This window comes from Methylobacterium sp. EM32 (assembly GCF_040593685.1).
Lineage (GTDB): Bacteria > Pseudomonadota > Alphaproteobacteria > Rhizobiales > Beijerinckiaceae > Methylobacterium.
In genome coordinates, this window is record NZ_JBEXZS010000145.1 from 46377 (window position 1) to 72265 (window position 25889).

The window sequence follows — 25889 nt, forward strand, 5'->3', positions numbered from 1 at the left end:
CGCGGAGGGTGGGGGATTCGTCGGACGATTTAAGCCCGCCCATCCAGGAGATGATCCAGAATGCGCCCCTCCAAAGCCGCCAGTTCCGAGTCGCCGCGCCGGCGCGGGCGGGGCACCGGCACCGCCACGTCGAGGGCGATGCGGCCGGCTTCGACCACCAGGATGCGGTCGGCGAGCGCCACCGCCTCGGCGACGTCGTGGGTGACGAGGAGCGCGGTGAACCCTTGCGCCCGCCAGATCCGCTCGATCATCGCCTGCATGTCGATGCGGGTGAGCGCGTCGAGGGCGCCGAGGGGTTCGTCGAGGGCGAGGAGCCCCGGGCGGCTGACGAGGGCGCGGGCGAGCGCCACCCGCTGGCGCTGACCGCCCGAGAGGGTCGAGGGCCATTGCCCCGCCTTGTCGGAGAGCCCGACCTCCTGCAGCGCTGCCGCCGCGCGCTCGCGCCGCTCCGCCGCCGAGCCCTCGCGAAGACCCACCGCGACATTGTCGAGGACCCGCGCCCAGGGCAGGAGCCGCGGCTCCTGGAACATGATCCGGCGCGGAGCCTCGCCGCCCTCGACCGCGACGCGGCCCGCGCTCGGCGTCTCGAGGTCGAGGATCAGCCGCAGCAGGGTGGACTTGCCGCAGCCCGAGCGCCCGACCACGGCGACGAACTGGCCGGCCGGGATGTGCAGGTCGAGCCCGTCGATGACGGGCTTGCCGCCGTCGAAGCTCTTCGACAGGCCGCGCAGGGTGAGGCCGAGGCCGGCCGTCTTCCGGTCGCGGGCGATCTCCCGGTCGAGGGCCTCGCGGCGCAGGCGGGCGGGGGAGGCGGGCGAAAGACCCTCGAACCGGCGCAGGGTGGTGGCGAACATGGGCGAAAAATCCTGGGCAGAAAATCCTGGAAGCGGGAGCTTGAGGATCAGGCCGAACGGTAGGCCGGGTTCCAGGCGAGGCAGGCGCGCTCCAGCTGGCGGGTCAGCAGGTCGGCGACCTTGCCCAAGAGCGCGTAGATCAGGATCGCCAGCACCACGACGTCGACCAGCATGAACTCGCGGGCCTGCATCGCCATGTAGCCGAGCCCCGACGAGGCCGAGATCGTCTCGGCGACGATCAGCGTCAGCCACATGATACCGAGTGCGTAGCGCAGGCCCACGAAGACCGAGGGCAGGGCGCCGGGCAGCACCACGCGCCGGAAGAGCTCGGCCCGCGACATGCCGTAGATCCGGCCCATCTCCACCAGCTGCGGATCGACCGAGCGGATGCCGTGCAGGGTGTTGGCGTAGATCGGGAAGAACACGCCGAGAGCGACCAGGAAGAGCTTCGCCTCCTCGCCGATGCCGAACCACAGGATCACCAGCGGGATCAGCGACAGGTGCGGGATGTTGCGGATCATCTGCACGGTGGTGTCGGTGAGCCGGTCCGACAGGCGCGACAAGCCGTTGGCGAGGCCCAAGGCGAAGCCGATGCCGCCGCCGATGATGAAGCCGCTCGCCGCCCGCAGGAAGCTGACGCCGAGATTGGTCCAGAGCTCGCCCGTCTCGGCCAGGCGCCAGCCGGCGGCGGCCACGTCGAGGGGAGCCGGCATCAGCCGGGTCGAGACGAGGCCAGCCGAGCCGGCGGCCTGCCAGCCGAAGAGGATCGCGGCCGGCAGGAGCCAGGGGGCGAAGCGCCGCGCCGCCGCGGCGGGGGAGGGGAGGGTGGACATGAGTGTCAGCCGTTCTGCGGGACGGGCGCGCGGAGCGCGTCGGCGATGCGGATCGGGCGCGGGATCAACCCGAGAGCGTGAAAGCGGTCGGCGACGCGCTGCTGCTCGCTCACCGCCCCAGAGGTCATCGGGCCGATGACGTAGTCGGTGCGGTCGACGGCGCGCCGGGTCGCGGGCAGCGGCACGCCGGTGCCCTTGGAGAGGATCGCCGCCACCTCGCCGCGATTGGCCGCGCACCAGCCCGCGACGTCGGCGAGCGCGTCGAGGGCGGCGTCGAGCACCGGGCCGCGCTCGGCGGCGAAGGCCCGGTGGGCGAGGAAGAAGCTGTTGGGCTTGGCGATGTCGTTGGCGAGCGTCAGCACCCGGGTCGTCGGCTGCATCTCCGCGATGGCGAAGTACGGGTCCCAGATCGTCCAGGCATCGACGCTGCCGCGGGCGAAGGCGGCGGCGGCGTCGGCCGGCGCCAGGGTCACCGGCTCGATGTCGCGGTAGGTGAGCCCCGCCGTCTCCAGGGCCGCGATGGTGAGGTTGTGCGCGCTCGACGCCTTGGCGAAGGCGACGCGCTTTCCCTTCAGGTCCGCCAGGCTGCGGATCGGAGAATCCTTCTGCACCAGGATCGCGGCGCCCGAGCCCGCCGCTTCCATCGCCGCCACGTAGACCAGAGGGCTCCCGGCCGCCTGCGCGAAGATCGGCGGCGCATCGCCGGTGGGGCCGAGATCGATGGCGCCGAGGCTGATCGCCTCGAGGAGCGGCGGGCCGAACGAGAACTCGACCCAGGTCACGGCGACGCCGAGGGGCTTGAGCTTCGCCTCGATCGCGCCCTGCTGCTTGGCGACGACCAGGATGCCGTTCTTCTGGTAGCCGATGCGCAGGGTGTCACCGGAAGCGGCGCGGGCCGGCAGGGCGGCGCCGGCGAGCGCCGCGGCCAGCAGGGTGCGGCGGTCGATCACCGGGCGCCCCCGGCGACGCGGGCGAGCGGCGCCGCAGCCGTGGCGCGGGTGCCGGCGAGGGCGGCGAGCTGGCTGCCGGCCTCGGCGACGCGCTGGCGGATCGCCGCGGAATCGAGGCCGCCGTCGCGAAAATCCGGATCGGAGGCGTAGACGGCGGTCGGCACCGTGAGCGCGGTGAAGAAGCCGAAGAGCGGGCGCAAGGCGTGCTCGACCACCAGCGCGTGGCGCGGACCTCCGCCGGTGGCGGCGAGCGCCACCGGCTTGCCGGCCAGGGCCTCCGGCGCCACGAGGTCGAACAGGTGCTTGAACAGGCCCGTATAGGCGCCCTTGTAGACCGGGGTGCCGACCACGAGGGCGTCCGCCTCCTCCACCGCCTCGACGAGGCGGCGGGCCGGCAGGGAGAGCTGGTCGCGGGTGAGCGCGGCCCCGAGGCCGGGACCGGCATCGACGAGATCGAAGATCCGCACCTCGACCGGCAGCCGCACGGCCGCCTCGGCGGCGATCGCCTCGACCAGGGTGCGGGTCTTCGAGGGCCGCTGAATATTCGCGGAGAAGCCGACGAGGCGCGGTCGCGTCATGGATGTCGATTCCGGTGGTCGGGGTGGGGCACGGACGGAGCGTCGCGGCCCCGGTGCTCGATGGCACTACGATGCGGCCGTGGCCGAGATCCGTCAATGAAATGAGATTTTAAATGAGCGTATAGTTGGAGTTGATCCTGCTCCTGTAATGACGGATGAGAGAAAATGCGACCTGTCTCCCGGTAGGGAGCGAGAAAGATCGTAGAATTTCGATGCGATATGCTGGATGTGCCGATGCCGCGGCGGTTCAGGTACGGCAATCGGCACGAGGTGATCGCCCATGAGACGTGCACGAGACGGTTCGGTCCTGGCTCACGGGCGAGGTCGCATTTTCAAGCATTCATTCGGGATTAAATTCATTCAACAAACGTAATCAAGCAAAACGCTCCGCTATATGGGAGTCTCAGCCGGCAAATGGAATACGGGCGAGCACAAAAATACTCGCCCTCGACCGCCCTACCGATGATCGACACCGCCGCACCGTTGCGGTAATCGACCGTCTGCGCTGATCGCCGATTCAGCACATGTCCGGATCACCTTACCAGGGGCCCCCGACGATGTTCAACATGTTCAAGTCGCAGACCTCGCTCGACCTCACGCCGCGGACCTGCCTCGCGGTCTCGCTGATCTACTGCATGAGCGCCGACGGCGAGATCGACCCGGAGGAGATCGGCCACCTGATGTCGGTGCTCGGCCGCAACGCGACGCGCCAGAGCCTCGAATCCGCCGTCAAGTACGCCCGCGCCACCCAGCCGGCCCAGTTCCTGGCCGACGCCGCGCCCCGCCTGCGCCCCGAGCAGCGGCTCTGCATCATCCTCAACATGATCGACAGCGCCATGGCCGACGGCGAGGCCGAGGCGGGCGAGCAGCAGCTCATCATGCAGTTCGCCCAGGCCTTCGGCCTCTCCGAGAACGACCTGAACCCGTATTTCCGGGCCCTGGTGGCGAAGAACGACCGGGCGGTGCTGGATCGGTGAGGCGGAGGCCGCCCGCTCCGCCCTTCAGCCCGGAACGGGCCGTAGGAGGGCATCGAAGCGGGCGATCTCTACAGCGTGAGGGTTTCACCCTTTGAAGCTCGACGGCTCGTCCTGACGGCTTTGACACCCTCCTCGTCATTCCGGGGCCGCGCAGCGGAGCCCGGAATCCAGAACCGCTGGGGGTGCAGAAGAGAGCGGATCGCATTCCGCTTTATCCTCGACGACCTGAGTGTCTGGATTCCGGGCTCCGCTGCGCGGCCCCGGAATGACGAGGAGGGGTTGAATTCGGTAGCTCGACTCGAAGAGCCCCTCACACCACCGGGTTCACCAGCTCCTCCCCCCGCCGCAGCCGCCCCAGATTCTCGATCAGCAGGTCGATCACCCGGCCCTCGTAGAGGCTGGTCTCGCCGGCGCTGTGGGGGGTGACGATCACGTTCGGCATGCGCCAGAACGGCGCCTCCGGCGGCAGCGGCTCGTCGTGAAAGCAGTCGAGGCCGGCGCCGGCGATGCCACCCTCGGTGAGCGCCCGCGCCAGGGCGTCCTGGTCGACCACGCGGCCGCGGGCAACGTTGATCAGGAGCGCGTCGGGCTTCATCGCCGCGAGGGCCGCCTTGTCGATCAGCCCCTCGGTCTCCGGCGTCAGCGGGCAGGCGAGCGCCACCACGTCGGCCTGACCGAGCGCCTCGTGCAGCCGGTCGGGGGAGACCACCGCCTCGACCGGATCGCCGGCCTGAAGCGGGCGCCGGCGCAGGCCGATCACCCGCATGTCGAAGGCTTGCGCCAGCCGGGCGATCCGGGTGCCGATGCGCCCCAGGCCGATCACCAGCAGGGTTTTGCCGCCGAGCTCCTGCTCGCGTTGGCCCGGATTGGCGATCATCGGCCGCCAGGTCGCGGCGGCCTGGTTGCGCAGGGCCTCCGGCAGGTGGCGGGTGAGGCCGAGCATCAGCGCGAGGGCGTGCTCGGCCACGGCGCGCTCGTTGCCGCCCTGCGCGCTGGCGAGCCGGATGCCGCGCTCGCGCAGAAGATCCTTCGGGAACTGGTCGGTGCCGGCGCTGACCGACTGGATGAAGCGCAGGCGGGGCGCCCGCTCCAGCAGGGAATGACGCCAGAGCCCCGAGACCACCAGCACCTCGGCCCCCGCCACCGCCTCCTCCAGCGTCGCGAGGTCGCGCACCTCGACGAAGGGCTGCGGCGCGCCCTTCGCCTGGTACGCGTCGCCGAGGCGGTAGGCGGCGTGGGCGAGGACGATGGGGCCTTCGAGGGCGGGTGCGGTCATCGGCGGGCGGCTCGCGAACGTGGGGAAGCGGGGCCGCGGGAGTTCACACCGGGCGCGAGGCCGAGGCAAGCCGGCGCGTCGCTTCACAACATGAAAGCCCGCCCCCGCTTGGCGCAGGGACGGGCTTCACCGGCTCGCGAGAGCGAGGATCCCGAACGGGGCGGACGGGATCCTCGGGCTCGATCAGCGGCCGTAGACGTACGGGGCGGTCGGGGCGTAACCCGGGGGCACCTCGCGGATCAGCACGCCGCGCTCGTCGCGCGGGTAGACGACGACGCTGCCGGTGCTGTCGACGGCCGGGGCGCCGCCCGGGGCACCGTAGGCCCGCTCCGCGCCGGCCAGCGGGCCGCCAGCCTGCGAGCCCGAGCGGTTGTAGGGCGAGCCGCCCTGGGCAAAGGCGGGGGCGGCGGCGACGGTCAGCAGGGCCGCGGCAAGGGCGAGACGGGTCTTCATCATAGTACCTGTCAGTCGAGGGGGACCGCGTTGCGGTTTCGCAGCGTCAACCATCCGTCCGGCGAAAGGTTCACTGCGACATGTGCGCTGCCGCACGCAGCCGCACCTGGGCGGTGCGGTGCACAGGATTACCTTGGAGCGCGTCTAGCCTGGAGGAAGCCGCATGAGCGTCGACATCGTCCTGACGGTGAACGGCACGAGGCGCACGATCCCGATCCCGGACCCGCGCATCACCCTGCTCGATCTTCTGCGCGAGGGCCTGCACCTCACCGGCGCCAAGAAGGGCTGCGACCGCGGCCAGTGCGGCGCCTGCACGGTGCTGGTCGACGGGCGGCGGATCAATGCCTGCCTCGCGCTCGCGATCAGCCTCGACGGCGCCGAGATCCTGACGATCGAGGGACTGGCCGAAGGCGACCGCCTGCATCCGGTGCAGGAGGCCTTCATCGCCCATGACGGGTTCCAGTGCGGCTTCTGCACCCCGGGCCAGATCATGAGCGCCGTCGGGCTGATCCGCGAGGCCCAGGCCGGCAACGATCCCGAGCGGGTGCGCGAGGCGATGAGCGGCAACCTGTGCCGCTGCGGCGCCTATGCAGGCATCACCGAGGCGGTGCTGGAGGCGCAGGGCGCCATGAATCAGAAAACCCAGCATCCGGCCACCCGGCAGGGAGAGGCGGCATGATCCCGTTCGAGTACGTCCGCGCCACCGACGTCGCCGGCGCGCTCGCCGCGGGGTCGGTCCCCGGCGCCGCCTACCTCGCCGCCGGCACCAACCTCCTCGACCTGATGAAGGGCGACGTCAGCCGGCCGACCCGCCTCGTCGACATCACCCGCCTGCCCGGCCTCGCGGCGGTCGAGCGGCGGGACAACGGTTCAATGCGGATCGGGGCGCTCGCCCGCAACAGCGACCTTGCCCACGATCCCGCCTTCGCCAGGGCCTACCCGGCGGTGGCGGAGGCGCTGCTGTCGGGCGCCTCGGCGCAATTGCGCAACGCCGCGACGGCGGCCGGCAACGTGATGCAGCGCACCCGCTGCCCGTACTTCACCGACACCGCCAGCGCCTGCAACAAGCGCGCACCCGGCACCGGCTGCGACGCGCGAGGGGGCGAGACGCGGCTCCACGCGATCCTCGGCTGGAGCGAGGCCTGCATCGCCACCCACCCGTCGGATTTCTGCGTGCCGCTGGTGGCGCTGGAGGCCGTCGTCGAGATCGCGGGTCCGGCCGGGACGCGCCACGTGCCGCTCGAGGTTTTCCACCGCCTGCCCGGCGACGCGCCGGAGCGCGAGACGGTGCTCGAACCCGGCGAGCTGATCACCGCCCTGGTGCTGCCGCCGGAGGCCGCCGCCTTCGCCGGCCACAGCCGCTACCTCAAGGTCCGCGACCGTACCTCTTATGCCTTCGCGGTGGTTTCGGCGGCGGTGGGCCTGCGCCTCGATAACGGCCGCATCGCCGAGGCGCGGCTGGCGCTCGGCGGCGTCGCCCTCAAGCCCTGGCGGGCGAAGGCAGCGGAGAGCCTGCTCGCCGGCCGCGCGCCCGACGACACCGCCTTCCGGGCGGCCGCCGACGCCGCCCTCGCGGGGGCAAAACCCTCCGGCGACAACGCCTTCAAGATCGAGCTCGCCCGCCGCCTCGTCGTGCGGGCCTTGTCCCGCGCCGCGTCCGGCACGCCGGAGCGCCTGCCGGCGCTGCCGGGTTCCGCTTTCGCCCCCGCCCCGGAGGCCGCTCATGTCTGAGACCCGCCTGTCCGAGACCAAAATATCCGAGACCGCTCCCCGGGCTCGCCACGGCTCGAATCTCGGCCAGCCGCTCACCCGCCGGGACGGGATCCTGAAGGTGACGGGCGCGGCCGCCTACGCCGCCGACCAACACCCGCCCGGGATGCTCTACGCCGTGATGGCGGTGAGCCGCATTGCCCGCGGCCGCGTCACCCATCTCGACGTCGCGGCGGCCGAGAGCCATCCCGGAATCGTCGCGGTGATGACGCCGCAGAACAAGCCCCAGCTCGCGCAGCACCCGGACGAGAAGCACGACGGCTTCACCTTCCGGCTCGACCTGCTGCAGGACGACCGCGTCCGCTACGCCAACCAGCCGATCGCGGTGGTGATCGCCGAGACCCTGGAGGCCGCGACCGAGGGCGCCGCGCTGCTCAACCCCACCTACGAGGCCGAGACGCCGGCGGTCGGGCTCGATTCGGCGAAAGAATTCACCCCGCCGGCGATCGGCGTCGGCGACCCGGCCGACCTGGAGACCGGCGACGTCGCGGCGGGCCTGGCCGCCGCCGCGAGGACGATCGAGGCGACCTACGAGACGCCGGCCCAGTACCACAACGCGATGGAGCCGCACGCCGTCGTCGCGACCTGGGACGGCGACCGGCTCGACCTCGACATGCCCTCGCAGGGGCTGGCGATGGCGCAGGGGCGCATCGCCGGCCTGTTCGGCATCTCCCCCGGCGACATCCACATCCGCAGCCCGTTCCTCGGCGGCGGCTTCGGCTCGAAGGGGATGGTGGCGGGCCCGCAGGTGCTCGGCATCATGGCGGCCCGCCTCGTCGGCCGGCCGGTGAAGCTCGTCATGAGCCGGCCGCAGATGTTCGGCCCGGTCGGCCATCGCGCCCCGACCCGCCAGACCCTGCGCCTCGGCGCGGGCGAGGATGGCGGCCTCACCGCCCTCGACCACCACACGCTGACCGCGACCAGCACCTTCGACGACTTCATCGAGCCGAGCGGCGGCGTCTCGCACACGCTCTACGCCGCACCGGCCCTCGCCACCCGGCACCGGGCGGTGCGGCTCGATACCGGCACGCCGCTGTTCATGCGCGCGCCCGGCGAGGCCTCGGGCAGCGCGGCTCTGGAGGCCGCCATCGACGAGATGGCCGAGGCCTGCGGCATGGACCCGCTGGCGTTCCGCCTGCGCAACTATGCCGAGACCGAGCCGGCCTCCGGCAAGCCGTTCTCCTCCAAGGCCCTGCGGGCGTGCTACGCGCGCGGGGCGGAGGCCTTCGGGTGGAGCAGGCGCCCGCTGGCGCCGGGGCAGATGCGCGATGCGAACGGGCTCCTCGTCGGCTGGGGCGTCGGCACCGCGACCTTCCCGGCCCTGATGTTCCAGGCCGAGGCGCGGGCGACGCTGAGGGCCAGCGGCGAGGCGGCGGTCGCGATCGGGGCGATCGACATGGGGCAGGGGGCCTGGACGGCGCTCGCCCAGATCGCCGCGGAAGAACTCGGCCTCGACATCGACGCGATCGACTTCCGCATCGGCTCCTCGGACCTGCCGAACGGCGGCATCGCCGGCGGCTCGGCCCACACCGCCACCGCCGGCACGGCGATCAAGGGCGCGGCGGCCGACGCCATCGCGCAGCTCGCAGGCCTCGCGACGCAGGATTCCCGCTCCCCGCTCTACGGCGCCGGCAATGCCGGGGTGATTGCCCGCGGCGGCCGCCTGGTGCGGCGCGACGACGAGACCCGGTCCGAGGCCTTCACGGAGATCCTGGAGAGGGCCGGCCGGGATTCCGTCGAGGGCAAGGGCGCCGCCGGGCCCGACGCGGCGCGGGAGCACTACGCCATGCACGCCCACGGCGCGGTCTTCGCCGAGGTGACGGTCGATCCCGATCTCGGCCAGATCCGCGCGACGCGCCTCGTCGGCGCCTTCGCGGCCGGGCGGATCATCAACCCGCGGCTGGTGCGCAGCCAGTATTACGGCGGGATGATCTGGGGCGTCTCCTTCGCCCTGCACGAGCAGGCGGTGATGGACCCGCGCACCGGCCGGTCGATGAACGCCAACCTCGCCGAGTACCACGTGCCGGTGAACGCCGACGTGCCCTCGCTGGAGGCGATCCTGGTCGAGGAGGAGGACCCGCACGTCAACCCGCTCGGGATCAAGGGCGTGGGCGAGATCGGGGTGACGGGCAGCGCCGGGGCGATCGTGAATGCGATCTGGCACGCCACGGGCAAGCGGGTGCGGACGCTGCCGGCGACGCTGGACAAGCTGCTGTAGGGCTTGCGCCGAACCCTCCCCCCACGGAACTCGGGCTTGCCCGAGTTCCGCATCCCTGTGCCCAAGTCGGGCATGCCCGACTTGGGATGGGAGAGGATGCCCGGCGGAGCCGGGCGGGAGAGGGGACCGCGACGCTGCTCCAGGGTTCGCCCGTCATCGAGCGCGTGACCTCTCCGGAAGCGGCGTCCCCTCTTCCGGCTCGCTCCGCTCGCCACCCTCCCCCGCGAAAGGGGGGCGGGCCGGCGCGACTTCTCAAGTCGGGAGAACCGCTTACGTCCCCACCTTCCCCCCACCCCTCTTCGTGATCGCCACCACCGCCGGGCGCGGCGGCAGGGCGGGGTCGAAGTCGGGCCAGCGGGTCGCCGGATTCTCGAAGGTCGCGGGCTGGGCGTTCGGATCCTCCTCGTCGGCCTCGCCGGGATGCTGCACGGCGACGAAGAACGTCGTGTCGTCGGGGGTGAATTAGGGGCCGCACATCTCGGCCCCCAGCGGCACCTGGAAGAAGTGCTTGGCGGTGCCGCGGCCGGGCCCCTGCGTCTCCATCGCCCAGATGCCGTCGGTGCGGCCGGTCTTCGAGGGCGAGTTGCCGTCGGTCGAGATCCAGAGCCGGCCCTGGCCGTCGACGGCGCAATTGTCCGGCATGCCGAACCAGCCGTCCTTCGTCGTCGCCGACGAGAAGGTGGCGCCCACCGCCGCGACCGAGGGGTCGCCGCAGCGCACCAGCACCTCCCAGGCGAAGCGGTCAGCCGCGAAGTCGCCGCCCTCGGGCGAGAGTTCGACGATGTGGCCGAAGCGGTTGTCCGGCCGCGGGTTCGCCGCGTCGACCTGGTCGGCCTTGCGGCGGACGTTGTTGGTCAGCATCACGTAGACCTTGCCGGTCTTCGGGTTGGCCTCGACGTCCTCCGGCCGGTCCATCTTGGTGGCGCCGAGGAGGTCGGCGGCCCGGCGGGTCTCGATCAGCACGTCGGCCTGATCGCGAAACCCGTTCTCCGGCGTCAGCGGGCCCTGCCCGAACACCACCGGCAGCCAGGTGCCGCGCCCGTCGGCGTCGAAGCGGGCGACCGACAGGGTGCCGTGGTCGAGGATGTCGCGGTTGGCCGATCTGTCGGCTTTGTTGACCGGATCCCGCGTGACGAAGCGGTAGACGTAGTCGAAGCGCTCGTCGTCGCCCTGGAACACGACGTAGCGGCCATCACGCGCCACGGCGCCGGCGGCGCCCTCGTGCTTGAAGCGGCCCATGGCGGTGCGCTTCACCGGTACGCTGCCTGGATCGAACGGATCGATCTCGACCACCCAGCCGAAGCGGTTCGGCTCGTTCGGCTCCTTGCCCAGATCGAAGCGCTCGTGGAAACGGCTCCAGCCGTAGAGGTTGCCCGGCAGGCCGAGGCGCTTGTGGTTTCTCGCCTCGCCCGAGCCCTCGGGGAGCCGGCCCTGGAAGTAGTAGTTCACGTTCTCCTCGCAGGTCAGCCACGTGCCCCAGGGCGTGACGCCGCCGGCGCAGTTGTTGAGCATGCCGAGGACCTGGATTCCTTGCGGGTCCGCGCCGGTGCGCAGGCGGTCCGCGCCGGCGGCGGGGCCGGCGATCCGCATCGGCGTCGTCGCGGTGATGCGGCGGGCGTAGGGCGAGTCCGCCACCACGCGCCAGCGCCCGTTCTCGCGCTTCACCTCGATCACCGAACCGCCATGGGCCGCCATCTCGATGTCGACGAGGTCGCGGCTCATGCCGGCGAAGGCCACCTTGCCGTCCTGCCGGCCGAGGCCGGGGAACATCAATTCCTCGTTCGTGTACTCGTGGTTGACGACGAGGAGGCCGTGGCCGGCGGGGTCGTCCGTGCCGGGCAGGGGGAAGAAGCCGAGGAAGTCGTTGTTGTAGCCGAATTGCTGCGCTTGCGCGGCGGCCGACTGCTTGTGCGGGTCGAAGGCCGGCGCGCCGGGCAGCACCGGATCGCCCCAGCGGATCAGCACCTCGGCGTCGTGGCCCTCGGCCACGTGGTGGCGCTCGTCGGCGCCGGCCGGCAATTCGCGGAACGGGAAAGCCTCGGGGGCGACCGCTGCCGCGACCGCCCGGGGCGCCAGCGTCGCCGAGATCGCCGAAACCGCCAAACCTCCCGCCAAGCCGCCGCGCAGGATCTCGCGCCGGTCGAAGCGCCGAGCCACGACCTCGCCGAGGGTCGGGTTCGGGCTCGGGTTCGAGCCGGCATCCTCGGCGGCTTCGGCCTGCTGCGATCGGTTCAGCGACGGCTGTGTCATCGGGCCCCCTCGGCGCTCCGTCTCGGATCAAACTGGACGCTTACCCTGGGGACAATGGCGGGCGGATGACAACGCTCAGCGATGCGTCCGCCGCCGGGCCGGCAGCGCCCGCACGGAACCCGTCGCCTCGGGCGCGTACCACGGCACCGGCTGGTCCTGCGGGCGGGTCTCGGCGAGCGAGCGGGAGGTGGCGTAGGGGTTGGTGACGTAGCTGCTCATGAAGGCGCCGCCGGCGGGCTCGCGGTCGCCGCCATTGGCGAGGGCCGGGACGGACAGGGCGAGGACGGGCAGGGCGACGAGGGCGGCAGCCATCACGGGGACGAAGCGGGTCATGACGTCGGGTCTCCGGCCGTCCTTCGATCCCGGCGTCTCACGCGGGCGCGGCGGGGATGCGGGCGGCATGGGAGAGAGATGGGCCCGGACCGTCCAGCCTCGCGTGCGCCGGCGCACCGGCTTGACGAGCCGGGTGGCAGGGTCGGTTGAGGCGCTGTTGTGATGCGACGCTTCAACGCCTGCATTGCACGCACGTCCACGGTACGCGACAGGATGGCTCCCCTACGGCGTCGGCCCTTCTCTCCCGCGACCTCACCCTGCGGCCCCGACATGCGCGGGCGGACTCGGGCGGACTGATGTGAAACCCTCCGTGTCATCCCGGGGCCGCGCAGCGGAACCCGGGATCCATAACCGCTGACGGTGGAGGACGGGGCGGGACGCGATCCGCCTTATTCTGGACCGTCAGCGGTTATGGATCCCGGGTTCTCGACTTCGTCGAGCCCCGGGATGACACGGAGGGTTGCAAGTCGGTCGACGAACCCGACTAGAGCAGCGCCCGATCGCGTTGCAATCGGGCGCTGCTCTAGATCATTGATTTTGCCGCATTGTCTTCGCCCAACCGGCGGTCACTTGGTCGGAAAATGCTCTTGGCTCCTGCTCAACCGTCCTAGACCGTGGTTCAGGCTGGATCGGCCCTGCGCCGCCCCCTCACGGCAGCAGGTGCGCGTCCAGCCACGCAGGCGGGGCCGGGCGCGGCAGGCGGCGGGCGATCCAGTCGACCACCGCGTCGGGCGTGTCGAAGAGCGGGGCGCGGGCGAGCGCCTGGCCGGGCCCGTAGGTCTCCGCCACGCGCCACTTGTGGCGGTGCTCCGGCGCGGCGGTGCCGGGCTGCAGCCGGACCAGCAGCGAGACCGGCTGGTCGCCGAGATAGATCAGGCAGCCGTCTTGGTCGGCACCCTCGCCGCCGCTCTGCACGCGAACATGGTGCTGGGTCAGCGTGCCGGCCGGTCTCGTCTGGGTGCCTCGCCCGAACATCGCGCTCCTCTCGTCGTCCTCTCATGAACTAACAGGGCGGGTTAAGAAGCAGCGAAGGGAGTTCCGACGATTCGCGATACCAACGGGTGTTTTCGCCACATCCCTCGCAACCTTACGTTCTCAGGCTGTCGTGATTGGCAATTGCAACCATAATTTGGTTAAACAACCGTAAATGGCGCCCACTCGACTGATCGTGGCACGTCGTCGCCGTGCGCTCAAGTGGGCCGGATCCGGGGATCGACTGGACGGATCCGGTGCCGTCCCGGCCGCTTCCCGCGCCTCGATTGCGCGACCTGGGCGGGGGCGGGGGCGGGGAGGCGCATCCCGCGAAACCTGCTAAACACCCGCCCGGGCACCGGAATGCCGGGCCGGCGGGAGGACGGGCATGGACGACGAGACGTTTCGGGCCTGGGCGCACCGGGCCGCCGATTGGTCGGTGGATTACCTGGCGGGCGTCGGCGAGCGGCCGGTCCGGGCGCAGGTGACGCCGGGCGAGATCTTTCGCCAGCTTCCGGCCGAGCCCCCGGCCGCGGGCGAGCCGATGGAGCGGATCTTCTCCGACCTCGACCGGGTGGTGATGCCGGGCATGACCCACTGGCAGCACCCGCGCTTCTTCGCCTACTTCCCGGCCAATGCCAGCCCGCCCTCCCTGGTGGCGGAGTTCGTCACCGCGGCGCTCGCGGCGCAGTGCATGCTCTGGCAGACCTCGCCGGCCGCGACCGAGCTCGAGACCCGGGTGATGGACTGGCTGCGCCGGATGATCGGCCTGCCCGAGGGTTTCTCGGGCGTGATCCAGGATTCGGCCTCGGGCGCGACTCTCGCCGCCCTCCTCACCGCCCGGGAGCGGGCGCTCGGCTTCACCGGCAACGCCAACGGGCTCGCCGGCGGGCCGGTGTTGCGGGTCTACGCCTCGGCGCAGGTGCATTCCTCGGTCGACAAGGCGGTGCGCATCGCCGGCTTCGGCGACGCCAACCTGGTGCGGATTCCGGTCTCAGGGTCCCTCCACGGCATGGATTCGGACGCCCTCGACGCGGCGATCCGGGCCGACCGGGAGGCGGGCTTGAAGCCGGCCGCCATCGTCGCCTGTCTGGGCGGCACCAGCATCGGCGCCTGCGACCCGATCGAGGCGGTGGCCGCGGTGGCGCGCCGGCACGACGTCTTCCTCCACGTCGACGCCGCCTGGGCCGGCAGCGCGATGATCTGCCCCGAATTCCGCGCTCTGATGCGGGGGGCAGAACACGCCGACAGCCTGGTGTTCAACCCGCACAAGTGGCTGTTCACCCATTTCGACTGCTCGGCCCACTTCATCCGCGACCCGAAGGCGCTCACCGACACGCTCGGCATCCGCCCGCCCTTCCTGCGGACGCTCGGCCAGGACGGCTTCGTCGACTACAACGAGTGGTCGATCCCCCTCGGGCGCCGCTTCCGGGCGCTGAAGCTGTGGTTCGTGATCCGCCACTACGGCGTCGAGGGCCTGCAGGACATGATCCGCGCCCACGTCGCCTGGGCGCGGGAACTCGCCGGGCTGATCGCGCAGGAGCCCGATTTCGAGCTGACGACCGACCCGATCCTGTCGCTGTTCACCTTCCGCTACGCGCCCGAGGGCGCCGGCGACCTCGACGCGCTGAACGCCCGCCTCGTCGAGCGCATCAACGACGATGGCCGCACCTACCTGACCCAGACCCGCCACGAGAACCGCTTCGTCATCCGCTTTCAGGTCGGCCAGACCACGACGACGCGGGAGGACGTGATGATCGCGTGGGACGCGGTGCGGGAGATCGCGGCAGGGTTGCGGGCGGGGTGAGGCGCTTGCCCTTGCGGCATCGGCTCGTCATGCTCTCGGGGGCATTCGAGGATCGTCACCGATGACCGGCAATCCGCTGCTCGCCGGCCTCGCGCCGGCCTCTCCGGGCGAGATCCTGCGCGAGGACATCCTCCCGGCCGTGAACCTGCCGAAGACCGAGATCGCCCGCCGGCTCGGGATCTCGCGTCAGACGCTCTACGACCTGATCGAGGAGCACCAGCCCGTCACGCCCGCCATGGCTTTGCGCCTCGGCCGGCTGTTCGGCAACGCTCCCGAATTCTGGGCCAACCTCCAGCGCGACCACGACCTGCGCAGCCTGGAGGTGCACATGGCGAGCGAGCTGGCCGCCATCGAGCCGATCGCCGCCTGAGCGGCCGGCTCACGACGTCGGCGGGCAGCGCAGCACGGCCTCCACCTCCTCGCGCGACTTGCCCCGCACCGCGTAGCCCATCTCCTCGAAACGCTCGATCAGGGCCGGGCTGTCCTCGGCCGTGCAGGCCGCCCAGGCGGCGAGGCGCTCGTTCATCGTGTGCAACTCGGCGGACGGGTTGCGGGGCGGGGTGGGCGTGTCGCTCGTAAGGGTGTCGCTCATGGAACGGCCTCGTGCCGGCGTGAAGACGTCAGATCAACGCGCCGGCCGCATTCATGGTTGTGTCTTAAATCCCCGCCCGCCTCACTCCATGGTGGGTGCGAGCTTCTTCACCCCCGGCACGTCCTCGCCGAGCCAGGCGGCGTTCTTGGCGGTGCCGTCGAAGGTCGCGCTGGTCTTGAACAGCTCGTACTTGCCCTCAAGCGCGTAGGGCCGGCTGCGATTGAGCAGTTCAGCCACCGTCGCCTTGTCCATCGGCGTGAAGGTCTTCACCGCCTCGAAGGCTTGGTCGAGGTCGCGCTGGTTCTGGATGCCGGTGATCACCACCGTCGTCTGCAGGTTGAGCGAGAAGTGCAGGTACTCGATCGGCTTGATCGGCGCATCGCTCTTCAGGATCACCCCATCGCCGAAGGTCTTCATCGCGAGCGCCGCGATGCCGTTCTGGACGAGGTAGGGCAGCACCAGGTGGCCGAAGCTGCGGAAATGCGCGTCCATCACGTTGATCGGCATCTGCACCGAATCGAAGTGGAAGCCGCGCTCGGCCGCCACTTCGAGCATCTGCAGGTGGATGCGCGGGTCCTTGTGGCCGGTGAAGCCGATATAGCGCAGCTTGCCTGCCTTCTTCGCCTCGACGAACGCCTCCATGGCGCCGCCCTCGGCGAAGACCCGGTCGGGATCGTCGTAGCGCAGGATCTCGTGGTGCTGGACGAGGTCGATCCGGTCGGTGCGCAGGCGGCGTAGCGACTGGTCGATCTGCTTCATGGCTTCCTGCTTGGTCCGCCCGTCCATTTTGGACATCAGGAAGACCTTGTTGCGGTAGCCGTTCTGCTCGAGGGCGATGCCCATCCGCTCCTCGGAGCGGCCCTCGTTGTAGTCCCAGCAATTGTCCATGAAGGTGATGCCGCGGTCGACGCCTTCATGGATCAGCCGGGTCGCCTCCGCGTCGGTCACCACGCTCTTGCCGAGGTGGAAGCCGCCCATGCCGATGACGGAGATCTTCTCGCCGGTCCGGCCGAAGGGCCGGTAGAGCATTTCGCCCCGGCGCTCGCCGGGATCGGTGACGAAGGGCAGGTCGGCGGGGTCGCTCGGCCGGGTGCCAGAGAGGGGAGGGGGCGGATTGGTCACGGCCGCCCCCGCATTGCTGGTGACGGCGAGACCGGCCCCGAGGGCCGCGCCCTGCAGGAAGCTGCGACGTTCCATGGCGTTTCTCCGTGCTTCATGAGGAGGCCTCCGCGAGCCGGGCTGCCGCGTGGAGCAGGCGCAGGGCCGCGCAGGCGGCGCCGTAGCCGTTGTCGATGTTGACGACCGTGATGCCGGGGGCGCAGCTCGCCAGCACTGCGTCGAGAGCGGCGCGGCCGCCTTCGGCGACGCCGTAGCCGACCGAGGTCGGCACCGCGATCATCGCGCCGGCGACGAGGCCGCCGAGCACGCTCGGCAGGGCGGCGTCCATGCCGGCGGCGCAGATCACCACCGGGTGGGCCCGGATCTCCTCGATCCGCCGGGTCAGCCGCCACAAACCCGCGACGCCGACATCGGCGATCAGCGTCGAAGCAAAGCCCTGGTAGGCGAGCGTCCGCTCGGCCTCGCGGGCCACCGGCACGTCCGAGGTGCCGGCCGCCACGATGGCGATGCGGGCCGGTGCCGCGACGCGCCGGGCCTCGCCGAAGAAGGCGGTGCGCGAGACCGGGCAGTAATCGAGCCGGTCCCTGTACCGCAGCGCCGCGTGACGCTCCGGATCGAGGCGGGTGACGAGGAAGCGCGCGCCGCGCTCGTCGGCCGCCGCCAGGATGGCGTCGATCTGCGCCGGCGACTTGCCGGCGGCGAACACCGCCTCTTCGAGGCCGATCCGTTCGGTGCGGGCGAAGTCGAGGGTGAACTCGTCCTCTATGCTCACCGGGCACCTCCGGTCAGGAAGGCGCTGCCGGTGCGGTAGGGCGCGAAGGAGACCGGCGCGTCGGAAAGCCGGGCCGGCGCGCGTGCGGCGATGCGGCGGCCGAGTTCGGCCTGCGCCGCCTCGGGGAGGCTGGCGAGGCTCTGGGAATCGAGCTCGACCACGATGCCGGCGGCACGCACCCGGCAGCGCACGGCACGTTTCGCACCCGTCACCGTCAGATCCTCGCCGACCAGCCGCTCGACGGCGTGGATGAAGGCCAGGGTCTCGGGCTCGATGCGGATGCCGGTCTCGACCCGGCTCGACAGGCAGGGCGCGGCGGGCAGCTCCGCCACGGCGCCGAGGCCGAGGTCGCGGGCGAGCGCCCGCACCATCGCCTTGCTGAACGACGCTTCCACGAAGGGATGGCGCACCCCGTGCTCGCGGGCGGCATCGAGACCGGGGCGGTACTCGCCGAGGTCGTCGAGATTGGCGCCCGACACGATCTGGCGCTCGGTCACCCGCCGGATCGCCCCGTAGAGGTTGGTCTTGCAGAAGAAGCAGCGGTTGACCGGATTCTCCCGGTAGGCCGGGTCGGCGAACTCGCCGGCCTCGATCACGCGCAGGGACCAGCCCTCGCGGGCGGCCTCCGCTCGCACCCGCGCGGTCGCCTCGCCGGGCACCGCGGGGGAGACGGCGTGGACCATCAGGGGCGGCTCGGCGCTCGTGCGATGCGCGATCGTCGCCAGGGTCAGGCTGTCGACCCCGCCGCTCACCGCGACGGCGACCGGCCCGAGGCCGGCGAGAACGGATTCGAGGACCGCGCTCATTCCCCGTCCTCCGGCCGTTCGAGGGCCAGCCGCTCGGCCTCGCGGCGCAGGGCCTGGCGGGCGGCGTGGCCCTCCGTTGCGAGCGCGTCGTCGGCCTCGGCCTTGGCGGTGCGCCCGCCCGGCCGCGCGACGCTCTTCACCCGAACCGTCTTCCCCGCCACCGCGACGGCGTCGAGCCGCCGCGCGAGCGCCGCCCCCGAGACGGTGTGGTGGCGCAGACCTATCGTGGTGGTCTCGCGAAAGCAGGCCTCGATCGCTTCCTCGATCGCGTCGGCCCGGGCGAGCGCCCGGACATGGGTCATCATCCGGCCCTTCTTGCCGAAGACCGGCATCTGCACGATGTCGAAGATTTTTGGGTGTGCCCGCAGGCGGTCGAGCCCCATGGCGAGATCCTCCGCCGACTGGTCGTCGACCTCGAACTCGATGATGCCGAGCTCGCGGTGGCCGGGCGATCCGGTCTCGCCCTGCTCCTCAAAGGCGAGCACCCGCAGCACGTTGCTCAGGCCCGGCAGGGTCTTGGTGCCGAAGCCGAGGCCGCTGCGCAGGAGCCGGCGCGGCCCGCTTTTGCGAGCTTGCTCGCCGCAGAGATGGCGCAGGATCGCCGCCCCAGTCGGGGTCACGCGCTCGCCCGGCACGCCGTCGTCGAGGGTGAGGAAGCCTTCGAGCAGGAGCGCGGTCGCCGGCGCCGGAACCGGCAGCGGCCCGTGCTGGGTGCGCACCCGGCCGGAGCCGAGCGGCAGGGCCGAGACGCTCCAGGCCGTGGCACGAAGCGCGTCGATCAGGTGCGCCGCCGCCACGATGTCGGCGATCGAGTCCCAGGCGCCGACCTCGTGGAACGCCACCTCCTCGACCGGGATGCCGTGCACCCGCGCCTCGGCCTCGGCCAGGTGCCCGAAGATCGCGAGCGCGTGGGCGAGCACCGCCGGGGGCAGCCCACAGGATTCGAGGTCGCGGCGGATGCCGGACCAGTGCCGGTGCGCGTGACTGCCGCTGTGATGGTGGTGGCCGTGAGCGTGGTGATGGTCGCCGTGGTGATGGTGATGGTCGCCGTGCTCGTCCGCCGGCCGATCCGGCGCCTCGCCCTCGGGGCCGGTGACGGCGAAGCGCCGGCCCTGCAGCACGCCGTCGCCGTGGGCGAGGAGGGCACAAGCGGTGCGGCCGCGGCTCGCCCGCGCCACGCTCTCGCGCACGCCCGCCTCGTGCTCCGGAAAGGCGTCGAGGAGGGCCGCCACGAGCATGTCGCCGGCCACGCCCCCGACCGCGTCGAGATGAATCTGCATCGGGTCCTTCGTCCGGTATTGGATCTCATACCGGTCGGGGGCACATCGGCCCGCGGGAGCCCGCGGCAAGCGCCGGCCCCTCGGGACAGACCGTCGCAGCGGGGACGAACGCGGATTTTTCCCATCCCCCGGTGGATCGCCCCCGCCCGCCGGGGCATAAGCCCGGCCAAACACCCCGTCTCAGGAGAGGACGCGACCCATGCCCATCACCGGAGAGAACCTGATCGGCGCTGCCGCCCGCCGCGGCGAGGGCGAGAGCTTCCGCGCCGTCGAGGCCGCCACCGGCACCCACCTGGAGCCGGCCTTCGCCTCGGCGACGCCGGCGGATGTCGAGCGGGCCTGCGCCCTCGCCGCCGAGGCCTTCGACGTCTACCGCGAGACCTCGCTCGAGGACCGCGCCCGCTTCCTCGAGGCGGTGGCCGACGCGATCCTGGCGGTTGGCGACGAGCTGATCGTGCGCTGCATGGCCGAGAGCGGCCTGCCGCGGGCCCGCCTCGAGGGCGAGCGCGGCCGCACGATCGGCCAGCTCAAGATGTTCGCCGGCGTGGTGCGCGACGGCGGCTTCCTCGAAGCCCGGGTCGATCCGGCCCAGCCCGAGCGCAAGCCCCTGCCCCGCCCCGACCTGCGCCTGCGCCAGATCGGCGTCGGTCCGGTGGCGGTGTTTGGCGCCTCGAACTTCCCCCTCGCCTTCTCGGTCGCCGGCGGCGACACCGCCTCGGCGCTCGCCGCCGGCTGCCCGGTGGTCGCCAAGGCCCACCCGGCCCATCCCGGCACCTCGGAGCTGGTCGGCCGCGCCGTGCAGGCGGCGGTGAAGCAGTGCGGCCTGCCGGAGGGCGTGTTCTCGCTCCTGATGGATTCCGGCATCGCTGTCGGCCAGGCGCTGGTCGCCGATCCGCGCATCGCGGCCATCGGCTTCACCGGCTCGCGCCGCGGCGGCGTCGCGCTGATGCAGGCCGCCGCTGCGCGCCCGGTGCCGATCCCGGTCTACGCCGAGATGAGCAGCATCAACCCGGTCGTCCTGCTGCCGGCGGCGCTCGAATCCCGCGGCCGCGACATCGGCCGCGCCTTCGTTGGCTCGCTCACCCTCGGCTCGGGCCAGTTCTGCACCAATCCGGGCCTGATCCTGGCGGTGGAGGGCGCGGGCCTCGACGGCTTCCTGGAGGCGGCTTCCGCCGCGCTGAAGGAGACCCAGGCCGCCACGATGCTGACGCCTGGCATCCACAAGGCCTACTGCGCCGGCGTCGCGGCGCTGGAATCGAACCCCGCCGTGACCACCCTGGCGCGAGGCCTCGCCGGCGGCACGCACCAGGGTCAGGCGGCGCTCTTCTCGACCACCGCCGAGGCGTTCCTCGCCGATCACAATCTCGCCGAGGAGGTGTTCGGCGCCGCCTCGCTGGTGGTGCGCTGCCCCGACCTCGCGACGGTCCGCGCGGTGCTGGAGCGGCTGGAGGGTCAGCTGACGGCGGCCGTCCATCTCGACGAGGCCGATCACGACGCCGCCCGGGCGCTGCTGCCGGTGCTGGAGCGCCGGGTCGGGCGCATCCTGGTCAACGGCTTCGGCACCGGCGTCGAGGTCGGCCACGCCATGGTGCATGGCGGGCCCTACCCGGCGACCTCGGACGGGCGCACCACCTCGGTCGGCAGCCTGGCGATCCACCGCTTCCTGCGCCCGGTGAGCTACCAGGACCTGCCCGAGGCCCTGCTGCCGGCCGCCCTGAAGGACGGCAACCCGCTCAAGCTGTGGCGGCGGCAGGACGGGAAGGTTGTGGCGCCCGGCGCCTGAGATTCCTGGACACCCGCGGGAGGCCCTGTGGCCTCCCGCATCCGGCAGGAACCTGCCCCGGGTATCCTCGTTGATCGCCGCACCACGCAAGGAGCGCGCGATGATCGATCTCAGCAGCATCAAGGAGCACATGCCGGTCGTCGGCTCCGACGGCGGGCATGTCGGCACGATCGATCACCTCGACGGCCAGCGGATCAAGCTGACGAAGACCGATCCGGCGGCCGGGGGCCATCATCACTTCATCCACGTCGATTCTATCGCCGCCGTCGAGGGCGGAGAGGTTCGCCTCAACCGCACCACCGCCGAAGCGAAGGACGAGTGGGCGACGGCCTGACCACGCCCGGGCAGCACCTTTCGGCGGTAGTCCGAGGGAGGATGCAACCGGAAGCGCGGGACTTGAGTTAGGTTAACAATCCTGGACGAAAAAGGGCCGCCCCTTGAGAAGGCGGCCCGAGTCTAGGGAGGAAACGCCCGAGGAGGGCGCGAGCAGCGCAGCGGCATCGCCACCGCCCTGCACAGGACAAACCCGGTCCGCTGCCGCGTGGTTCCCGGGCGGGAACTGAGACCAAGGTCCGCTTCGGCGGGCCTTCTTTTTGCCGTGATCGGCGCGGCGGCATTTGCGCGAGGGGCCGACGTGGATTCTGTCGGTGCCCGCTCCTCACCCCCGCTTGTTATCGCTTGACCGGTTCGTCCCTGGTACGGATCGTGCCTCGCGCCGGCTGTGCCCGACCGCTCCGGTCCGGGACGGCCGAGACAGCGACCAAGGGGGAAATCGAGCATCATGCGGGCGATCGATACGCAGGCATTTCTCAAGGATCTCCACGACCTGCGCGCCATCGGCCGCTTCCGCACCGGGGTGCACCGCCCGACCTACTCGCCCCAGGACATGGAATCCCGGCGCTGGCTGATGCGGCGCCTGGAGGAATGCGGGCTCGATCCCGCCATCGACGGCGTCGGCACGGTCCTCGGGCGCCATCGGGGCGAGGGGCCGCGCCTCCTCGTCGGCAGCCACATCGAGAGCCAGAACGAGGCCGGCTGGCTCGACGGGGCGCTCGGGGTGGTGGCGGGCCTCGCGCTCGCCCGAGCCGGACTGCCGGTCGACGTCGTCGCCTTCGCCGACGAGGAGGGGCATTTCGACGTCGGCTTCCTCGGTAGCCGCTCCGCCATCGGCGAGGTCACCGAGGCCGAGATCGACGGCGGCCGCAACAGCACCGACGGCACCCCTCTGCGTGACGCCCTCCAGGCTGCCGGCCTTGCCGGCCTGCCGCGGATGCGGCTGGAGGCGGGGCGTTACCGCGGCTTCCTGGAGATGCATATCGAGCAGGGCACGCAGCTCGAAGCGACGGGTTTGCGCCTCGGAATCGTCACCGGCATCGTGGCAATCTGGCAGTGGCGGATCGTGATCGAGGGCGCGCAGGACCATGCCGGCGGCACCACGATGGCGGAGCGCCGCGATGCCGGCCTGACCGCCGTGCGGCTCCTCGCCGCCATCGACCAGGCCTTTCCGCAGGTCTGCGGCGAGCGCAGCACCTGGACCACCGGCCGCATCACCCTCGATCCCGGCGCGCCGAGCATCATCCCGGGGCGGGCCGAGATCCTGTTCCAGTTCCGCGACGTGTCGGTCGCGGTGCTGGAGCGGATGGAGGCGACCCTGCGGGCGCTGATCCGCGAGAGCAACCGGCGCGAGCGCTGCACCGCGACCCTCGAGGAGATCTCCCGCAACAGCCCGGCTCTGTGCGATCCCGGCCTGATGGGGGCCTTGTCGGAGGCGGCCGAGGCCCTGTGCCCCGGCTGCTGGCAGACGATGCCCTCGGGCGCCGGTCACGACGCCCAGAACGTCGCCAAGGTGATGCCCTCCGCGATGCTGTTCGTGCCCTCGATCGGCGGCATCAGCCACCACTGGTCCGAGGATACGAAGGAGGAGGACCTGGCGCTCGGGGTGCGGGTGCTGGGGGCGGCAGCCGAGCGGGTGCTTACGGGCGGGAAGACCTCGGCCGCGGGCTGAGGCATACCAGGCCGATGAGCACGGTCCACGATTTCACCCCCGCCGCCGCCGACGGCGCCCCCCACCCGCTGGCGCAGTACCGCGGCAAGGTGCTGCTCGTCGTCAACACCGCCTCGGCTTGCGGCTTCACCCCGCAATACGCCGGGCTGGAGGCCCTGTCGCGCCGCCACCGCGACGGCGGCCTCGTGGTGCTGGGCTTCCCCTGCAACCAGTTCGGCGCCCAGGAGCCGGGTGATGCCGAGGAGATCGCCCGGTTCTGCACGCTGACATACGACGTCAGCTTCCCGCTCCTCGCCAAGGTCGAGGTGAACGGGGCAAGGGCCGAGCCGCTCTTCGACCATCTGAAGGAGGCGCGGCCGGGGCTGCTCGGCACCCGCGCGATCAAGTGGAACTTCACCAAGTTCCTGGTCGGCCGCGACGGCCGGGTGATCGCGCGCTTCGCCCCGCGGGTGAAGCCGGAAGCGCTGGAAGGGGCGGTGGTGAGGGCGCTGGCGGAGAGGGCGTGAGGTCATCATCCGGCCAAAATGGCCGAGCTAGTCCTCAAGCGTGACGACAGCCCGTCGCGCGTTGGAAGTCCACCCATGTCGCTCTCCCGCCGCACCCTCCTCGCCGCCCCCCTGGCGGCCATTCCCGCCCTGGCCTCCGGCAAGGTCCTGGCGCAGGCCGAGGGCCAGTGGCGCGCGGTGACCGGCGACAACGGCCAGCCGATCCCCAACACCCGCCTGCCGGGCGAGCTCGCCTCGGAGATCGGCCGGCTGCGCGGCGTGACCTGGCTCGGGCCGCGGGAAGCCTCGGTCACGCTCTACGAGTTCTTCGACTACAATTGCCCGTGGTGCCGGGCGGCGGCGCGCGACCTCGACGACCTCGTCAAGGCCAACCCGGACCTGCGCATCGGCCTCGTCAACAACCCGATCCTGTCGGTGCAGTCGGCCCAGGCCGCCAAGGTGGCGCTGGCCGTGCAGCGCGCCGGCGGTTCCGCGGCGACCGCCAAGCTCTACGCCGCGCTGCTGGGCCCCGGCACCACCGGGCGCAACGACGGGCCCCGGGCGCTGGAGGCGGCTTCGCGGCTCGGCCACGACCGGGCGGCCATCGAGCAGGCGGCCGATTCCGACGAGGTGCGCGAGGCGTTGAAGAGCCAGATGAGCCTCGCGGCCAATCTCGGCCTGCACGCCACCCCGTCCTACGTCGTCGGCACCGCGGCGCTGCTCGGCTATCCGGGCCCGAAGAGCCTCGCCCGGGTGCTCTCGAACGTCGCCGAGTGCGACGAGATCGCCTGCACGAGCTGAAGACCGTCGAACCCGCGAAATTGTTTGGAAACCTTACCGAAACCTCCGCGGCCGGCGCGCCGCGGCGGTGATTCCGCGTCGCGTCCGCGCGCCGACGCATCGCAAAAGCGCAATCCGACCATCGTCGAAGCGCCGCCCCGTCCCCGCAACCGCGAGGCGCCGGATGGGTTTAAGCCCACGGCCCGCCTCGCGATTGGCGCGCCTCCGCTCGCCTTGCGCCCCTTAAAAACCCATGCTAGGCCGGCGCCGCGCCGGGGGAGGGGGCATTCTTCTCGCGCCGGAGCCTTTCCCATCATCGACGGGCCGCGCGCCGCCGCCGCTCCACTCCAGACCGGTGCGATCCGGCCGGACCCGTCGGGCCAGGACATGAAGAGAGAGCGCTGGTGGCTCAGAACGCATCGGAATCGGGTTCTCCCCTGGCGGGCGTCGCCGGGCGGTACGCCTCGGCGTTGTTCGAGCTCGCGCGCGAGGAGCGGGCCGTCGACGCGGTGGCCGAGGGGCTCGACCGGTTCGACGCCCTGCTGGCCGAGAGCGCCGACCTGCGGCGCCTCGTGCGCAGCCCGGCCTTCTCGGCCGAGGACCAGGTCAAGGCGATCGAGGCCGTGCTGGCCAAGGCCGGCATCCAGGGGCTCGCCGCCAACTTCATCCGCCTCTCGGCCTCGAACCGCCGCCTCTTCGCCCTGCCGGACATGATCCGCGCCTATCGCGAGCTGGTGCGCGAGTCGAAGGGCATCGTGCGCGCCGAGGTGCGGCTCGCCGAGAAGCCCTCCGACGCGGTGCTCCAGGACATCAAGGCGTCGCTCAAGGACGTCGCGAAGGCCGAGGTCGACCTCGATCTCCGCATCGATCCGAGCCTGATCGGCGGCATCGTCGTCAAGCTCGGCAGCCGCATGGTCGACGCGTCCTTGCGCACCAAGCTCAACAGCATTCGCCTGGCGATGCAGGGCGCCCGCTAAGGGCCCCGCAACCGCCGCT

The 25889-nt window shown here is 71.6% G+C and carries 25 protein-coding genes and 1 pseudogene; 12 read left to right on the plus strand and 14 right to left on the minus strand.

Annotation, left to right across the window (positions count from 1 at the left end):
* Positions 1-29: 29 nt before the first annotated feature.
* The 4 genes from ABZT49_RS19265 to msuE are packed head-to-tail and all read right to left on the minus strand — an operon-like array spanning position 30 to position 3215.
* Positions 30-854 carry an ATP-binding cassette domain-containing protein gene (locus ABZT49_RS19265; protein ID WP_355288072.1) on the minus strand — a complete coding sequence of 275 codons (825 nt, stop codon included), beginning with the start codon at positions 852-854 and terminating at the stop codon, positions 30-32.
* Between the two features lie 47 nt (positions 855-901).
* Positions 902-1687 (minus strand): aliphatic sulfonate ABC transporter permease SsuC, encoded by a 786-nt coding sequence (gene ssuC / locus ABZT49_RS19270; RefSeq protein ID WP_355288074.1) that lies wholly within the window; start codon positions 1685-1687, stop codon positions 902-904.
* 5 nt (positions 1688-1692) lie between these two features.
* Complete coding sequence (locus ABZT49_RS19275) at positions 1693-2637, minus strand: aliphatic sulfonate ABC transporter substrate-binding protein (protein ID WP_355288076.1); 945 nt, start codon at positions 2635-2637, stop codon at positions 1693-1695.
* Positions 2634-3215: an FMN reductase gene (gene msuE / locus ABZT49_RS19280; RefSeq protein WP_355288077.1), complete on the minus strand. Its 582-nt coding sequence runs from the start codon at positions 3213-3215 to the stop codon at positions 2634-2636. The genes ABZT49_RS19275 and msuE overlap by 4 nt, the downstream gene beginning before the upstream one ends.
* Before the next feature lie 524 nt (positions 3216-3739).
* Here msuE and ABZT49_RS19285 point away from each other — a divergent pair.
* Positions 3740-4192, plus strand: coding sequence for a TerB family tellurite resistance protein (locus ABZT49_RS19285; protein ID WP_355288079.1), 453 nt, complete (start codon positions 3740-3742; stop codon positions 4190-4192).
* A 310-nt stretch (positions 4193-4502) separates the two neighbouring features.
* Here the strand turns inward: ABZT49_RS19285 and ABZT49_RS19290 are convergent, their stop codons facing one another.
* Together ABZT49_RS19290 and ABZT49_RS19295 are read right to left on the minus strand one after the other, a co-directional pair.
* Positions 4503-5468, minus strand: a complete 966-nt coding sequence (locus ABZT49_RS19290; RefSeq protein WP_355288081.1) for a D-2-hydroxyacid dehydrogenase — start codon at positions 5466-5468, stop codon at positions 4503-4505.
* A 183-nt stretch (positions 5469-5651) separates the two neighbouring features.
* Entirely contained in the window at positions 5652-5924 is a 273-nt protein-coding gene (locus ABZT49_RS19295) for a hypothetical protein (RefSeq protein WP_407943532.1), read from the minus strand.
* Positions 5925-6084: 160 nt separating this feature from the next.
* Here ABZT49_RS19295 and ABZT49_RS19300 point away from each other — a divergent pair, with 160 nt between their 5' ends.
* Genes ABZT49_RS19300 through ABZT49_RS19310 form a run of 3 tightly spaced genes read left to right on the plus strand, consistent with a single transcriptional unit; the run spans position 6085 to position 9909 of the window.
* Complete coding sequence (locus ABZT49_RS19300) at positions 6085-6600, plus strand: (2Fe-2S)-binding protein (RefSeq protein WP_355288083.1); 516 nt, start codon at positions 6085-6087, stop codon at positions 6598-6600.
* Positions 6597-7652, plus strand: a complete 1056-nt coding sequence (locus ABZT49_RS19305) for a xanthine dehydrogenase family protein subunit M (protein WP_355288085.1) — start codon at positions 6597-6599, stop codon at positions 7650-7652. The genes ABZT49_RS19300 and ABZT49_RS19305 overlap by 4 nt, the downstream gene beginning before the upstream one ends.
* Positions 7645-9909: a xanthine dehydrogenase family protein molybdopterin-binding subunit gene (locus ABZT49_RS19310; RefSeq protein ID WP_355288087.1), complete on the plus strand. Its 2265-nt coding sequence runs from the start codon at positions 7645-7647 to the stop codon at positions 9907-9909. The genes ABZT49_RS19305 and ABZT49_RS19310 overlap by 8 nt, the downstream gene beginning before the upstream one ends.
* 270 nt (positions 9910-10179) lie before the next feature.
* On the opposite strand, the pseudogene ABZT49_RS19315 reads toward ABZT49_RS19310, so the two are convergent.
* From ABZT49_RS19315 to ABZT49_RS19325, 3 genes and pseudogenes are all read right to left on the minus strand, one after another.
* Positions 10180-12159: pseudogene (locus ABZT49_RS19315) on the minus strand (PhoX family protein).
* A 75-nt stretch (positions 12160-12234) separates the two neighbouring features.
* Entirely contained in the window at positions 12235-12492 is a 258-nt protein-coding gene (locus tag ABZT49_RS19320) for a hypothetical protein (protein WP_355288089.1), read from the minus strand.
* Between the two features lie 648 nt (positions 12493-13140).
* Entirely contained in the window at positions 13141-13467 is a 327-nt protein-coding gene (locus ABZT49_RS19325; protein WP_355288091.1) for a hypothetical protein, read from the minus strand.
* Positions 13468-13852: 385 nt separating this feature from the next.
* Between ABZT49_RS19325 and ABZT49_RS19330 the strand changes: the two genes are divergently transcribed.
* Positions 13853-15271 (plus strand): pyridoxal-dependent decarboxylase, encoded by a 1419-nt coding sequence (locus tag ABZT49_RS19330; protein ID WP_355288093.1) that lies wholly within the window; start codon positions 13853-13855, stop codon positions 15269-15271.
* A 61-nt stretch (positions 15272-15332) separates the two neighbouring features.
* Positions 15333-15641 (plus strand): HigA family addiction module antitoxin, encoded by a 309-nt coding sequence (locus ABZT49_RS19335; RefSeq protein ID WP_355288095.1) that lies wholly within the window; start codon positions 15333-15335, stop codon positions 15639-15641.
* A 9-nt stretch (positions 15642-15650) separates the two neighbouring features.
* On the opposite strand, the gene ABZT49_RS19340 is transcribed toward ABZT49_RS19335, so the two are convergent.
* From ABZT49_RS19340 to ABZT49_RS19360, 5 genes are all read right to left on the minus strand, one after another.
* Entirely contained in the window at positions 15651-15863 is a 213-nt protein-coding gene (locus ABZT49_RS19340) for a hypothetical protein (RefSeq protein WP_355288097.1), read from the minus strand.
* Positions 15864-15944: 81 nt separating this feature from the next.
* The gene (locus ABZT49_RS19345) at positions 15945-17060 is read right to left on the minus strand and encodes an aldo/keto reductase (protein WP_355288099.1); all 1116 of its coding nucleotides are present in this window, start codon (positions 17058-17060) and stop codon (positions 15945-15947) included.
* A gap of 16 nt (positions 17061-17076) precedes the next feature.
* Positions 17077-17754, minus strand: coding sequence for a nickel pincer cofactor biosynthesis protein LarB (gene larB, locus ABZT49_RS19350; protein WP_355288101.1), 678 nt, complete (start codon positions 17752-17754; stop codon positions 17077-17079).
* Positions 17751-18560, minus strand: coding sequence for an adenine nucleotide alpha hydrolase (locus tag ABZT49_RS19355; protein WP_355288103.1), 810 nt, complete (start codon positions 18558-18560; stop codon positions 17751-17753). Before ABZT49_RS19355 ends, larB begins: the two co-directional genes overlap by 4 nt.
* Complete coding sequence (locus ABZT49_RS19360; RefSeq protein ID WP_355288105.1) at positions 18557-19840, minus strand: LarC family nickel insertion protein; 1284 nt, start codon at positions 19838-19840, stop codon at positions 18557-18559. Before ABZT49_RS19360 ends, ABZT49_RS19355 begins: the two co-directional genes overlap by 4 nt.
* Positions 19841-20039: 199 nt before the next feature.
* Between ABZT49_RS19360 and ABZT49_RS19365 the strand changes: the two genes are divergently transcribed.
* The 6 genes from ABZT49_RS19365 (at position 20040) to ABZT49_RS19390 (ending at position 25870) form a co-directional block, all read left to right on the plus strand.
* Complete coding sequence (locus ABZT49_RS19365; protein WP_355288107.1) at positions 20040-21623, plus strand: aldehyde dehydrogenase (NADP(+)); 1584 nt, start codon at positions 20040-20042, stop codon at positions 21621-21623.
* Between the two features lie 100 nt (positions 21624-21723).
* Positions 21724-21957, plus strand: a complete 234-nt coding sequence (locus tag ABZT49_RS19370; RefSeq protein ID WP_355288109.1) for a DUF2171 domain-containing protein — start codon at positions 21724-21726, stop codon at positions 21955-21957.
* A gap of 447 nt (positions 21958-22404) precedes the next feature.
* Positions 22405-23628: a Zn-dependent hydrolase gene (locus ABZT49_RS19375; RefSeq protein ID WP_355288111.1), complete on the plus strand. Its 1224-nt coding sequence runs from the start codon at positions 22405-22407 to the stop codon at positions 23626-23628.
* A gap of 14 nt (positions 23629-23642) precedes the next feature.
* On the plus strand, positions 23643-24134 hold the full coding sequence (locus tag ABZT49_RS19380) for a glutathione peroxidase (protein ID WP_355288112.1): 492 nt from the start codon (positions 23643-23645) through the stop codon (positions 24132-24134).
* Between the two features lie 75 nt (positions 24135-24209).
* Positions 24210-24914, plus strand: coding sequence for a DsbA family protein (locus ABZT49_RS19385; protein ID WP_355288114.1), 705 nt, complete (start codon positions 24210-24212; stop codon positions 24912-24914).
* A gap of 383 nt (positions 24915-25297) precedes the next feature.
* Complete coding sequence (locus ABZT49_RS19390; RefSeq protein WP_355288116.1) at positions 25298-25870, plus strand: F0F1 ATP synthase subunit delta; 573 nt, start codon at positions 25298-25300, stop codon at positions 25868-25870.
* The last annotated feature ends 19 nt before the right edge of the window (positions 25871-25889 follow it).